We start from the raw sequence: 12315 nt of genomic DNA, 5'->3' as shown, positions 1-12315 counted from the left end.
AATCGTGAAAATATGCAACCGGTGATTTCGTGTTAAACCCCGCCAGCGGCGGCGCATCCGTTGGGGTCTGGGGTCGTAACCCCAGCGCCGTTAAGATAATGCTGACCGAAAGTGTTAATAGTACGCTCATCTGCGGTTTGTTATTTTCAGAAACAGTAGCTGCATCGGATTCATATCGGCGCGCCGGACTGTCAAAATATGTGATCAAGGTTTTGAATCATTTGGCTGAGTTCATCTGGGGGTGTAATTTGCAGTAAATGGTCTTCTTATTTTCCCCTTTTCAGGCCCTCACACGCAAGTTCCTGCCTCAAACTCTGGGAGTCAATTTGCGCCTTCCCAGGAATTAAGGGAGAACATCTCCGCCCTATGATGTTTTCTTTTTCCTGAATTCTTATTGCTGCGTTTAACTATTGACGCCACTTCGGTTCAGTTTTTGATGTGAACACGGATGACACGGATTGGACGGATTTTCACAGATAATTTTAATCCGCGTGTATCCGTGTCATCTGTGCAATCCGTGTTCTATCACTGTTAAACCGGAACGAAAATCCGGTACTTATGGTCTTTTTCATTCTTGTTCTCTGAACGTGGTTCATAGAAAACAATGAAAAAGCACATAACATTGACAGCGAACTAATACGAACTTGTACGAACTCTGATAGCTTGAGTTCGCATCAGTTTGCACAAATTAGTTGTTTTTCATACTTAGAACTCGAAGTACGCAAAGAAATAAAAATTATACCAATGCTAATGTAATGGTCTCCTTATTTACGCCTTCCTCAGCTTCTTCCTCTCGCTCTTCCTCCAGTTGTATATACTTCCCCAGCTCCCTGTGGTTCTCCACAATGACATCGGCTTCCTTCAAGTATTCCCTCTCCAGATATGTTGGGATCCCGAGGCATCTGAGACCTGCGCTTTTTGCAGAGCGTATCCCGAGAGGTGAATTCTCGATGACGAGGCAATGCTCTTTTCCCAAACCGAGCTTTTCGACGGCCATGAGGTATGGCTCTGGTGAAGGCTTGCTTTTTTTAACTTCATCTCCATCCACGATCACCTGGAAAATACCGGGAAAAAAGGTTTCCATGAAACTGTGAACGGTCTTGCCATTGGAGCCTGAAACCACGGCGAGCTTGTATTTTGATTTCAGTGATAGAAGCAGTTCTTTTATTCCCTTAAAAGGTCTCACATGCTCTATCCGGTTGAATATCTCCACCTTTTTGCTGCTCAGTTCTTGCACAATCTCTTCTGTCGGAATCAGACCGAAATGCCTGAATACCAATTCAACTATCTGCATGTGGTTCGAACCCTCAAGCTCGTAGATATCTTTCCTGTCGATGATTATCTTCACTGTCGCCAGCGCCTGCTTCCATGCCTCGGCATGGTCTGCCATGGAATCTACAAGCACGCCGTCCATATCAAAGATGATAGCTTTCATGAAAAATAAAAAGACTCTATTAATGCTCGTGCGGCGCAGTATGTGTCCCTGCCACAACATACTTGCAGTCGGATAGCGCCGTAAAAGTGAAAGTCTCATCAGGGTTCATATAAACTGCCTCTTCTTTTTTCAAGGATATTCTGGTGTCATTGTTCTCAAGTCTCGCTTCCCCTGACAAAAGAAAAAGAATCTCGTCATGGCCACCGGGAGCCATTTCTCTTTTATCCCCTCCGGGAGCTTCCCCATAAACAAGATACACGCTGTGCTTTTGTATCTCTTCTGAGCCCACTATGTATTCCCTGTACTTTTCCCTGTAAAGATCCCTTATATTGAACAACTTCATAGATTTCCCGTACCTTTTGCACGGAAGTCTTATTTCAAGTAGTTTTTAGGTCAATCCATTAAGATCTATTGTATATTCTTATAACTACCAATACGAATTGAAGTAAATCTCATTAAATTGGTGTATTACAAGAATTATACACGGTTTTTAAGCAAAAATGGCAAAATAACATTTTATATATTATGTTGTTCCATTAACAATTACCTTCAAATGGATGATTCGATGAGAAAAACTAGTTTGTGGGGAGATAAATATTTAGAAAGTAGGATATATAAATATCCTATTCACGAAATATTAGAAAATAATGATATAATAACTAATTTAAAAGATAATGAATTGAAATTTTATTTTGTTTTAGATAGATATTTCTATGAAAATGTAAATACCGAGACTAATGAATCGCAGATTGTATTTGATTCAGAGTATTATCTTAAAAAATACGATTTAACCTTTTCTGGAGATGATATTCAATATATTCAAGAATTCGCCCTACGCACGTTTTCATTTCATACTTTAATTTTAGGGGAATTAGTGCCATTTATTGCCGTTGGTATTACGAAGCAAAACCAAAATTTGGTTTCGCCAATTGAGATTGACATTGACCAGTAGTGATGATTTTCAACTATTAAGATTAGGAAAATGGAAATTTTTAGAAAATGATTTAAAAATATTAGAACAAAATATAGAACCTAACTCATCACTTCAAAAAGCTTTAATTTGGTTTACGCTCGCTAAACTATCAAATACGAAAATTGAAAAATTCATGAATTATTATAGATGTTTAGAAGAATTCACCAGAAATTTTGTTAAATCAAAACGGTCGACATCAGAAGATTTAAAAAAATTCCTCCAGTCCAATTATATAGACTATAGGATAATTTCAAGAGTTCAAGAATTTAGAAATAAGAAAATCGCACATGGCAATGATTATAGTTTAGAATTTAATAATAATTTTAAAAAAACAATTGATGAAGTAGAAATCGTTACAAAACAAATCATTAATCAGGAAATTAAAAAACTGAAACTTGAAGGTTTAAAAAATCCTGATTTTTTATATTACTATTGTATAACTATCAGCCCCCAGCGTAAAATTGTATTACATGATGATTATTATCCGTCACATTATTTTGAGGAAAAATTGAGGATTAATGATGATGATTTGATAATTACAGATTGGTTAGGCAGTGTTGCTGAAAAAGAACTTCCTTCTTTAATTATGTTAAACAAATTTGAGCATATTACTATTGATGAAAAGCTTTGTAAAGAATTAATTAAAAATTTTGGTAAAATTATTAAATATTGAATTCCCAGATTTCAAAGGCATGGTACGCTGTGCAAATATTTGACCAATGATAGAAAAGATAAAATCACTGGTAAAAGTACTACAATTTACCCACAACCCATATTTTAAATTATATATTGTATCTTAGGATAACTACCAACACAAATAGAAACGGTCTCGTTAAAAAGGTAGTTATATATCTTTGAGGGTATAAGACATGCCCAATTCAGGTGATATTATGAATTTTATAGTGAAAGGAACTTTCAAAGCAGGAGATCGAAAAGAACGGTTTACCAAAAAGATAGCGAGCTTGAATAAAAAAAATGCCATTGATAAAGCATATTCATTGATCGGAAGCGAGCATGGCCTGGAGCGCCGTCTGATAAAGATAGAATCAACGGAAGAGGCTAAGGATGAGCGATAAACTGACACCACAGCAGCTCCAGGAATTGGGGGCAAAGCACCAGCAATACCAGTATCAGGCCGAGTCCGTGGCCCAGCAAATGAACATGGTCCAGTTGACAGTGAAAGAAGTGGAGACCGCACTGACCACTATCGCTGCCTTGAAAGATGAACCCGCAGGGAAGGAAACGCTCGTTCCTATCGGTTTCGGTTCTTTTGTAAGCGCTACCCTCACCAATCCCGGTAAGGTGGTGATAGGGATTGGCGCCGGAGTGAGCGTCGAAAAGAAGGTCGATGATGCAAAGGTCCTCCTTGAGAAACGAAAAGACGAGCTGTCGAAATATAATGAGCAACTGAACACTACGCTCACAAGACTCGGCCAGGAACTTGAGAATATCGAGAAGATCGCGCAAAAACACGAGCAATCCCAGCAGCCAATGCGTGCTGAATAAGATTTTGTATAAAAATCCGTTTTTTAATGCGGAGACTTTTTTGAATTCAAACCATGTTTGATAAGCTCAAAGAAAAGCTTGGCGGCTTCAAAAAGATCCTTGGGGGCGCAATAAAGGAGAAAGAAAAAGAGGCTATCATAGGGGAACCCCCGAAACCTGAGGTCGAGAAAGTTGCCCCCGCAGAGGCTGCAATTTCTGTCAAGCCAGCTGAAAAGATAGGGGTATTAGATAAAATAAAAGCCGCAGTATTTGAACAGGAATTCATCATCGATGAGAAAAGCCTGAAAGACCCACTTTGGGATCTTGAGATGGCTCTCATGGAAAGCGATGTTGCGCTCCCTGTGGCTGAAAAAATAGTGGATTCGGTGAAATCCGAACTGGTCGGGACGCGGAGAAAGATCGGCTCAGATGCAGGAAAGATCGTTGAAACTGCCTTAAGAAAGGCAATATCAAAAGTGATCTCTGTAGAATCCTTTGATTTTGATGCTTTCGTCAAAAAATCAAATAAGCCCGTGAGCATTGTTTTTGTGGGTGTGAACGGAACGGGTAAAACTACGACTATCGCAAAAATGGCGGAGCGCTTCAAAGATCAGGGATATTCTATCGTTATAGCGGCAGGTGATACTTTTCGCGCAGGTGCCATCGAGCAGATCGAAAGGCATGCCGAAGCGCTTGGAATAAAGATAATAAAACACCAGGAAGGCGCAGACCCCGCTGCCGTAATATACGATGCGATCCAATATGCCAGGGCAAAACACAAAGATGTCGTGCTTGCGGACACTGCGGGGAGAATGCACACCAACATAAACCTGATGGACCAGTTGAAGAAGGTCTGCAGGGTTAACAGCCCGGATCTTGTTATCTTCGTGGATGAAGCCGTTGCGGGGAACGACGCGGTAGAACGCGCCAAGCTTTTCAACAGCGCGGTGCCATTTAATGGAAGCATCCTTACAAAACAGGATGCAGATGCAAAAGGCGGGGCGGCGATCTCCATAGCATACACAACAGGCAAACCGATATTATTCCTTGGAGTTGGTCAGAGTTATAAAGACCTGGTAAAATTCGATCCTGAATGGTTGCTGGATCGATTGTTTGAATGACCTGCCGAAATAGCCTAGTAAGGTAAAGTTTCGTACAAAAACGAACATTATTTATATTACCAAGACTATTTAGAAATACATGGGTAATGACCAGAATACTATGATTTATTCTACCGATTCCGGTATAGTTGCTCTGGACAGCCCTGTGAAATTAAAGATACTCGAGCTTCTGGGAAAAGGAACAACTTCTTTTGACGACCTTGTGGAGGAATCAGGGAAAGCCAAATCCACCATATCGGTGCACCTGGATGATCTTGAAAAATTAGACCTGATACAGGAAAGGACTTATCCTAATGATAAGCGCAAAAAATATTTCGTGTTGAATTCGATATGCTTTGCCTGTTCGGAGAAGCCAATGCGAGATCAATATGATTCGCATCTGGAAGAGATTGCGCTCCCGGGGCTTAATGGCGATTCTCTTATTCACCATATTTTCCATACGGTCCGATATGGTATGGAAGCCTATGGTTTTAACCCGAAGCCAATTATGAAAAGGCTGGGAACAGACATCGGTATCAAGATCGGGAGAGTGATTGAATCGGATGATTTCGAAGGGATTTTGAATGAACTCTCGGTTTTCTGGAAAGCCCATAATCTCGGGAATATGACGATAATCAATGATCAAAGCCCGGTAATTCTGGTCACCAATTGCTATCATTGCGGGAAAATGCCGAATGTGGGGAAAACGCTGTGCTCCATGGATGAAGGGATTATCGAAGGGGTTATTTCAAGCCGGCTGAACCTTGATTGGATCGTCAGGGAAACCGAATGCTGCGGGACGGGGCATCGGCATTGCAGGTTTGTGATCCAGGAAATATAGACGTGGCTGGAAAAGTAGTAATTCCCGGAACCTGATTTTCAATCATGGAACCAAATTTTTTCACCTGATGTTTTTTTACCCTATGTTATATAGTTCTCAAAACAAGGTCAAAGTGTCCATTATTTTCCTGACAACGCCTTCGAGATGCTTCGGAAGCCCAAATATGAATGTCCGGACATAATTCCCCTTTGGAAATTTTTGTATTCTTGTATTTCCTTATTTTCTATGTCGTGTACATCGCATTGATCTTCACATAATCGTATGTCAGGTCGCAGCCCCACGCAATCGCCTCAAAATCCCCAAGACCTATATCCACTTCAATAATGATCTCATCGCTTTCCATAATGCTCTTTAGGGCCTCAAGCTTTCCTTCAATAATCCTGCCCGAATCAACAAGCACAGCCTCGCTGTTATTATTTGAGAATTTCAGGGATATCTTATCCTGGTCGACCTCTGCGCCTGAATAGCCTGCAGCGGCCACGACCCTTCCCCAGTTCGGGTCTTTTCCGAATATCGCTGTCTTCACAAGCGGCGAACGTACGATTGCTTTTGCCGCTTTCTTTGCGTCTTCCAGAGACAGCGCGCCCTTGACCCTTGCCTCTATCAATCTGGTCGCGCCTTCCCCATCCCTTGCTATCATCCTGGAAAGGCTCATGCACACAAAATCAAGCCCCTCCTGGAATTCCTCTTCCTCGATCTCATGGTACCCTGTGGCGGTCAGTATCGCTATGTCGTTCGTACTCGTATCCCCATCCACCACTACCATATTGAAGCTCCTGTCAACTGCTTTTTTTAAGGATTCATCAAGCGCTTCTCTGGATAGTACTGCATCTGTATAGAGGAACGCAAGCATAGTACCCATGTTCGGTTCGATCATCCCTGACCCTTTGGAGATCCCGCCGATACGTACCCCGTTATCCAGCTCTATTGCTATTTCTTTCATCGCTGTGTCTGTGGTCATAATGGCTCTTGCCGCGGCTTTACTTGCTTCTCCTTCACCTCTGAGATTTCGATAAACTTCGTCCAGATGTTCCTCGATCCATACCCTGTCCAGGTACCGTCCTATAACACCCGTTGACCCCACTCCGATCTCATCGGGCCTGCATTTCAGTTTGTTTGCAAGTATGCCTGCCATCCACTTTGCATCGGTTATGCCCTTCTCACCCGTGAATGCATTGGCACATCCACTGTTCGCGATAATACCTTTGAGCTCTCCTTTCGCGAGCGCATCTCGCGTGACAATTAGCGGGGCTGCAATGACCTTGTTGCGTGTGAAAACGCCAGATGTAGAAAGGCTCTTGGCATCAGGAACGATGATCGCAAGACCGTTCTTTCCCTGTTTGATCCCGTTTGCCCTCACACCCCTGACAGCACAGATTCCGCCTTCGATGAGCTTCATAGGATTCTATTCCGCTGATGAGAGTCCCCTGATTATATCGCTTCGCGCCACGATCCCCACAAGCTTTCCATTCTCAATGACTGGCAGCCTGTTGACGTTGTGCCTGACCATCTTGCCTGAAGCCTCTTCCAGACTATCGTCGGGAGATATGGAGTGAACCGTTTTTTTCATAATGCTCCGGATATGCTTCAATTTCACATCCTCGAGTGCTTTTTTCATTTCTTCAAGCCTGACAAGGTTCCTCAGGGGTAGCTCTATGACTTCAAGCGGGCTTGGAAGCCACAATCCTCCTGAAAATTCTGGGGCTTTGAATAATTTCAGCAGATCAGTTTCAGAAACGATACCGACGACTTTTTCATTTTCGACGACCGGCATACCGCTGATATGGTTCTCTTTGAAGAGTTTTGCAAGGGTACTCACAGGATCATCGGGTTTGCAGAAGATCACGTTTTTATTCATTACATCTCTTATTTTCATTTTAACCTCATGGAGCAGTGGCCGGTGTCCAGAGCCCTGTCTTTTCATCAAGTCCGAACATCAGGTTCATGTTCTGTATCGCCTGACCGGATGCTCCTTTAACAAGATTGTCTATCGCAGATATAATAACTATCCTGTCACTGCCTTTTTCTATCTCAAAACCTATATCGCAAAAATTGGAACCGCGCACGCTTCCCAGCATTGGGATTCCTTTTATCAGCCGGATAAATGGCTTATCCCCATAGAAATTGCAATAAATGTCGTTCACTTCTTTATCGTTCAATTCCTTCTTCACAAAAATGTGCGCCGTGGTAAGGATCCCCCTCACGGAAGGGATGACATGGGGAGTAAAGCTGATCTTGGTAAGATTACCGTCCAGGCGCGAGAGTTCCTGCACTATCTCGGCGCGATGGCGGTGGGATGTGAGTTTATAAGCCTGGATGTTCTCTGCCATGTTGGGATAATGAGATACTTCCGATGGCTCTGCGCCGGCCCCTGAGATCCCGCTTTTGGAATCGAATACTGCGCGCTCGATAAGTCCGGCATCAGCGAGGGGCGCGGCGGCAAGAGATGCTCCAGTTGGGTAGCAGCCCGGGTTCGCTATGAAATTTTCCCCTGCCACTTCGGGATGGAGCTCCGGTATGCCATAGACTGCAACCCTTGGATCGGTATGCTTCAGGTTGTAGACCTTTTCAAAAACCGATGTCTTGAGACGATAATCTGCGCTAAGATCGATGACTTTCACGCCGGCATCAAGCAGCGAAGGGACGACCTGCATGGCAGTACCGTGTGGAACTGCTGTAAATACGATATCGGAGCGTGATGCGACTTCCTCTGCGCTCAGATCTTCGAAATCCAATTCGTATATTTTCCGAAGATGTGCGTGGGTATCGCTGACTTTTTGCCCTTTCCTGCTCCGGGATGTAACGGCCACGACATTTGCTTCCGGATGCCCTGCCAGCAAGCGAAGAAGCTCTCCGCCCGTGTATCCGGAGCCTCCAATGATTCCGATGTCCATATACTTCCTACATGTTCGGGTAAATAATGATACTTTCGTTTCCAGAGACACCTTCGCAGATGTGCGAAGCCTCATCCATTATATTTCCACCTGTAAAAAAAAGATGCGATTCGCATGTGCAGTCGCTGCACCCAAAGCCCTGTATAGCACCTGAAAATTCACCTAAAATTTTTGCGACAATGCATTCGAGGGCATCGTCAGTTGGTGAAAAAACCGCGCAAATTACCTCCGAGTGCGGAAGGAGGTAATCGATATGCCATTTTCTTGTACTGTTTTTCCCCGAAGCTACATCGAAATGCCTTGTTACACGCTTGAATCCTCCAGCCCCAAGAGCAGAACCAACATAGGCATAATACCCTTTTTTAAAACAAAGCACTCCTAGTCCACCTGTTCGGATATCGGTATCGTTGTCCAGCCTCAGAATTAAAACGTAAACTCCTTTCATATTATCCCACCTATTGTGCAGCTAAACAAAGCTTTATGCAATAAAAATCATTTATAGGCAAAAGTACGGAGGTCGCCCGGCCCGGTCAAGGCGCAGGATTTAGGTCTTCCACGAAATATCACATAAGATTTATGGCCGCATAACACGAAAAAAGGTGATTAAAAATAGGACTTTATCTGATAAGAAACTTACGTAATCTATGGCGTAAAATGCGAGGGTCGCCCAGTCCGGTCAAAGGCGTTAGCTTTAGGGGCTAATCCCGAAGGGGTTCGTGGGTTCAAATCCCATCCCTCGCACTTCTGATTATTTCCTGGGAAATTAAAGTTGTCATCATTCTTCACAACATCTGTCTTGTATTTGTGCAGCAAATAATAGATTGAGACTGGCGAACTTATCTCTAGCCCTTCGATCACCCTTTTTTATCGCCAGCTCCTTATTCTCCATTATTTAATCCTAACAAATCTTGCGCCGTAAAATTTTAATCTGGGAATTAAAGAAATGGGAATCAATGAAAAATGATGTCGATGCCAATGTTACAGGGCAACCAAAATAATTATAGAAAAATAAATTATGGTTTTTACTTTTTATTCTGGATAAATTTTTAAAAGAAAACAATATACAAAGGTTAAATAACAATAGGGTAGAAAGAAACCAACTAGTGATTGATAATGAAATTAAAATGTATTAAATGTCTAGCAGAAGCAGAGTTTATCTTTGATGGAAATAGCCTATGTATTGAGCATGTTCCCCAACAAATAAAAGAAGTTATCAAGACAGCAAGACAAAAATACAATATCGGAAGAATTTAAGTCAAACAAAAGGATTCTTTTTGATTTAAGTGCACAAAAATAGATCGTTGTCTTAGTATTTATTCTGGATAATGAAAATTGTCCATAAAAGGTATTAAGGTAACTAAGGGAAAAGAGCCTGATATCATTTTTCGGCAATCAGCTTCTCTTCAATTCTCTTTATTCTGGATAATTTTTTTAAATTTTTCTGGGATATAACAAGCGGGGTTCTGTCCTGAAGTAGCTCTACCCCTTCCAGGTATTTTGTATCCCAACTAAAAATTTGACCGAAAATTATAACTGAAAGTTTATGTAACTACTTGAGTAATGGAAAAGTCAGGATGGGGTAATCCGATGATGCTTTATATAAAACGCTGGTTAGCGCCGCCAGTGTTCCTGGACGATGAAATCAAGACGCTTCGTGCCAATTTACTCAATTCTGCCTTGACCAACATTTCGATGCTTGTGCCCATTCTCTTAATCGGCGATCTGCTGGGAGGCAAAAGTTCTCTTACTTCGTTCGCAGCGGAAGTGTTGGCGTTTGCATTTTGCCTGGTTCTGCGCTCGTGGATGCATCGCGGCAGAGTGCGCCTGGCGAGGATTGGACTGATCACAATGGGACTCGTCCTGATCACGGCAGTCGTGGCAAGCATAGGTACCATTCGCGCGCCCACAACGGCGATGTACTTGTTGGTAGTCATCACTGGGGGTTTATTGTTTGACATTCGCGGGATGATGATAACCACCGCGCTCTGTTCGCTCCTTGTTGGCGGATTGATTGGGGCAGAAAATGCTGGACTGTTGCCGCATCCGAATTATTCCGTTACGATAACCCAGTGGGTAGCCTATACCGTTATCTTCGCCTGGGTTGGCATTCTTACGTTTTCCTCAATCCAGGTGATGAACCAAGCCCTCACGCGCGGGGATAAGGAAATCACCGATCGCAAGAGAGCGGAAGAAGCGCTGCTGGCAAGCCAGGAGCATTTGTGCGCCATTATCGAAGCAGAACCAGAATGCGTGACCGTCGTGGATGCGGACAGCAAACTGGTTTCCATTAACCGGGCCGGACTGGATATGATCGAATGTGAGCACGGTGAAGGAGTCATCGGGGCCACATTATATGATCTTATCGCGCCAGAATACCGTGATGTTTGGCGCGACTTCCATGAAAACATTTGCCGGGGAAACAAGGGGAAATTGGAATTTGCTATGATCAGCATGAAAGGCAACCGTCTATGGATGGAAAACCTATGCCGTACCGATCCACGACCCGACCTATGGAACCAGGATGCTGTTGGCCGTCATGAGAGATATTACAGAGCGCAAGCGGGCTGAAGAAAAACTAAAAGAATCAAACAATTATATTGATACTATCATTAAAACATCAGTTGACGGGATATTTGTGGTTGATACAGAAGGAAAGTTCGAGTATGGTAATGTTGCATTTTCAAAAATACTCGGATGGCCTATGGATGAGCTTATTGGTGAACCGTTTATGAAAGTCATTCCGGAGGATAAGCATGAGTTCATGCGAATGCGTTGGGAAGAAATCCAACAAGGTATAAGTAAGCCTTATGAAGCAGCAATTGTAACAAAAAACGGATCACGAAGAGATATCTTTGTAAGTAATAATAAAGTGAAAATAAAAGGCGAAGTGAAATATGTTGTTGTTATTAAAGATGCCACAGAGCAAAAGCAGGCTCAGGAGCAGATCATTCAGTCCCTCAAAGAAAAAGAAATACTTTTGAGGGAGATTCACCATCGTGTCAAAAACAATCTGATGATTGTTTCCAGTCTACTAGCACATCAATCCCAATACATCAGAGATAAAAACGTGATTGATATGTTTATAGAAAGCCAGAACAGAATATTATCGATAGCTCTTGTCCATGAAAAACTTTATCAGTCCAAAAACTTAGCAAAAATCGACTTCAATGAGTACATTAGTGATATGATAGCTGACGTTATTCAAACATTTGAAGTTAATGGAAGCAAAATAACACTAAACATGAATATCGAAAACATTCCATTGGATATTGATTTTGCGACTCCATGCGGATTGATAATTAATGAACTGGTTACTAATTCTCTAAAATATGCATTTCCAGCAGGCACCGGCGGTGAAATTAAGATAGCATTTCGCTCGATTGGTGAAACTATGCTTGAACTCGTGGTCAGCGATGATGGTATTGGTATACCGAAAGATTTGGATTTCAGAAAAACCGAGTCATTGGGTTTACATCTTGTCACAACGCTAGCAGAAAATCAACTTCACGGTGAAATCAATCTTAATCGAATTAAAGGAACAGAGTTTAAAATAAAATTTAGAGGGATAAAATGACCCCAGAGATACA

General features: G+C 42.4%; 15 protein-coding genes and 1 tRNA gene. 9 read left to right on the top strand and 7 right to left on the bottom strand.

Annotated features, from left to right (window positions below; translation table 11 throughout):
* The 3 genes from O8C65_13235 to O8C65_13225 form a co-directional block, all read right to left on the bottom strand.
* On the bottom strand, window positions 1-208 hold a 208-nt coding region (locus O8C65_13235; GenBank protein ID MCZ7357886.1), incomplete at its 3' end, for a hypothetical protein.
* A gap of 528 nt (window positions 209-736) precedes the next feature.
* On the bottom strand, window positions 737-1435 hold the full coding sequence (locus O8C65_13230) for an HAD family phosphatase (GenBank protein ID MCZ7357885.1): 699 nt from the start codon (window positions 1433-1435) through the stop codon (window positions 737-739).
* 19 nt (window positions 1436-1454) lie between these two features.
* Window positions 1455-1778, bottom strand: coding sequence for a hypothetical protein (locus O8C65_13225; protein MCZ7357884.1), 324 nt, complete (start codon window positions 1776-1778; stop codon window positions 1455-1457).
* 222 nt (window positions 1779-2000) lie between these two features.
* Between O8C65_13225 and O8C65_13220 the strand changes: the two genes are divergently transcribed.
* From O8C65_13220 to O8C65_13195, 6 genes are all read left to right on the top strand, one after another.
* On the top strand, window positions 2001-2387 hold the full coding sequence (locus O8C65_13220) for a hypothetical protein (protein MCZ7357883.1): 387 nt from the start codon (window positions 2001-2003) through the stop codon (window positions 2385-2387).
* The gene (locus O8C65_13215; GenBank protein MCZ7357882.1) at window positions 2377-3081 is read left to right on the top strand and encodes a hypothetical protein; all 705 of its coding nucleotides are present in this window, start codon (window positions 2377-2379) and stop codon (window positions 3079-3081) included. Before O8C65_13220 ends, O8C65_13215 begins: the two co-directional genes overlap by 11 nt.
* A gap of 214 nt (window positions 3082-3295) precedes the next feature.
* Window positions 3296-3484, top strand: coding sequence for a 50S ribosomal protein L18Ae (gene rpl18a / locus O8C65_13210; protein MCZ7357881.1), 189 nt, complete (start codon window positions 3296-3298; stop codon window positions 3482-3484).
* Window positions 3474-3914, top strand: coding sequence for a prefoldin subunit alpha (gene pfdA / locus O8C65_13205; GenBank protein MCZ7357880.1), 441 nt, complete (start codon window positions 3474-3476; stop codon window positions 3912-3914). The genes rpl18a and pfdA overlap by 11 nt, the downstream gene beginning before the upstream one ends.
* 53 nt (window positions 3915-3967) lie before the next feature.
* Window positions 3968-5014: a signal recognition particle-docking protein FtsY gene (ftsY, locus tag O8C65_13200; GenBank protein MCZ7357879.1), complete on the top strand. Its 1047-nt coding sequence runs from the start codon at window positions 3968-3970 to the stop codon at window positions 5012-5014.
* A gap of 79 nt (window positions 5015-5093) precedes the next feature.
* Entirely contained in the window at window positions 5094-5834 is a 741-nt protein-coding gene (locus tag O8C65_13195; protein MCZ7357878.1) for an ArsR family transcriptional regulator, read from the top strand.
* A gap of 223 nt (window positions 5835-6057) precedes the next feature.
* Here O8C65_13195 and argJ read toward each other — a convergent pair whose 3' ends face one another.
* Genes argJ through O8C65_13175 form a run of 4 tightly spaced genes read right to left on the bottom strand, consistent with a single transcriptional unit; the run spans window position 6058 to window position 9173 of the window.
* Window positions 6058-7233: a bifunctional ornithine acetyltransferase/N-acetylglutamate synthase gene (gene argJ, locus O8C65_13190; GenBank protein ID MCZ7357877.1), complete on the bottom strand. Its 1176-nt coding sequence runs from the start codon at window positions 7231-7233 to the stop codon at window positions 6058-6060.
* Between the two features lie 6 nt (window positions 7234-7239).
* Complete coding sequence (locus O8C65_13185) at window positions 7240-7710, bottom strand: CBS domain-containing protein (GenBank protein MCZ7357876.1); 471 nt, start codon at window positions 7708-7710, stop codon at window positions 7240-7242.
* A 7-nt stretch (window positions 7711-7717) separates the two neighbouring features.
* Window positions 7718-8728, bottom strand: coding sequence for an N-acetyl-gamma-glutamyl-phosphate reductase (gene argC, locus O8C65_13180; GenBank protein ID MCZ7357875.1), 1011 nt, complete (start codon window positions 8726-8728; stop codon window positions 7718-7720).
* Between the two features lie 7 nt (window positions 8729-8735).
* Complete coding sequence (locus O8C65_13175) at window positions 8736-9173, bottom strand: GIY-YIG nuclease family protein (GenBank protein MCZ7357874.1); 438 nt, start codon at window positions 9171-9173, stop codon at window positions 8736-8738.
* A 211-nt stretch (window positions 9174-9384) separates the two neighbouring features.
* Here O8C65_13175 and O8C65_13170 point away from each other — a divergent pair.
* The 3 genes from O8C65_13170 to O8C65_13160 all read left to right on the top strand — a co-directional run bounded on the left by O8C65_13170 (window position 9385) and on the right by O8C65_13160 (window position 12302).
* Window positions 9385-9469: transfer RNA gene (locus tag O8C65_13170), tRNA-Leu, on the top strand.
* Between the two features lie 819 nt (window positions 9470-10288).
* Window positions 10289-11296, top strand: coding sequence for a PAS domain-containing protein (locus tag O8C65_13165; GenBank protein MCZ7357873.1), 1008 nt, complete (start codon window positions 10289-10291; stop codon window positions 11294-11296).
* Entirely contained in the window at window positions 11265-12302 is a 1038-nt protein-coding gene (locus O8C65_13160) for a PAS domain S-box protein (protein MCZ7357872.1), read from the top strand. Before O8C65_13165 ends, O8C65_13160 begins: the two co-directional genes overlap by 32 nt.
* Window positions 12303-12315 lie beyond the last annotated feature (13 nt).

The organism is Candidatus Methanoperedens sp. (genome assembly GCA_027460535.1).
In the GTDB taxonomy this organism is placed as follows: domain Archaea; phylum Halobacteriota; class Methanosarcinia; order Methanosarcinales; family Methanoperedenaceae; genus Methanoperedens.
This window is presented reverse-complemented; position numbering and strand designations above follow the sequence as displayed.

What these genes read in the sequence shown, in the direction of transcription:
- O8C65_13230 (MCZ7357885.1), bottom strand. Translation starts at nt 1,435, where the DNA reads ATGAAAGCTATCATCTTTGATATGGACGGCGTGCTTGTAGATTCCATG.
- O8C65_13225 (MCZ7357884.1), bottom strand. Translation starts at nt 1,778, where the DNA reads ATGAAGTTGTTCAATATAAGGGATCTTTACAGGGAAAAGTACAGGGAA.
- O8C65_13220 (MCZ7357883.1), top strand. Translation starts at nt 2,001, where the DNA reads ATGAGAAAAACTAGTTTGTGGGGAGATAAATATTTAGAAAGTAGGATA.
- pfdA (MCZ7357880.1), top strand. Translation starts at nt 3,474, where the DNA reads ATGAGCGATAAACTGACACCACAGCAGCTCCAGGAATTGGGGGCAAAG.
- ftsY (MCZ7357879.1), top strand. Translation starts at nt 3,968, where the DNA reads ATGTTTGATAAGCTCAAAGAAAAGCTTGGCGGCTTCAAAAAGATCCTT.
- O8C65_13195 (MCZ7357878.1), top strand. Translation starts at nt 5,094, where the DNA reads ATGGGTAATGACCAGAATACTATGATTTATTCTACCGATTCCGGTATA.
- argJ (MCZ7357877.1), bottom strand. Translation starts at nt 7,233, where the DNA reads ATGAAGCTCATCGAAGGCGGAATCTGTGCTGTCAGGGGTGTGAGGGCA.
- O8C65_13185 (MCZ7357876.1), bottom strand. Translation starts at nt 7,710, where the DNA reads ATGAAAATAAGAGATGTAATGAATAAAAACGTGATCTTCTGCAAACCC.
- argC (MCZ7357875.1), bottom strand. Translation starts at nt 8,728, where the DNA reads ATGGACATCGGAATCATTGGAGGCTCCGGATACACGGGCGGAGAGCTT.
- O8C65_13175 (MCZ7357874.1), bottom strand. Translation starts at nt 9,173, where the DNA reads ATGAAAGGAGTTTACGTTTTAATTCTGAGGCTGGACAACGATACCGAT.
- O8C65_13165 (MCZ7357873.1), top strand. Translation starts at nt 10,289, where the DNA reads ATGGAAAAGTCAGGATGGGGTAATCCGATGATGCTTTATATAAAACGC.
- O8C65_13160 (MCZ7357872.1), top strand. Translation starts at nt 11,265, where the DNA reads ATGAGAGATATTACAGAGCGCAAGCGGGCTGAAGAAAAACTAAAAGAA.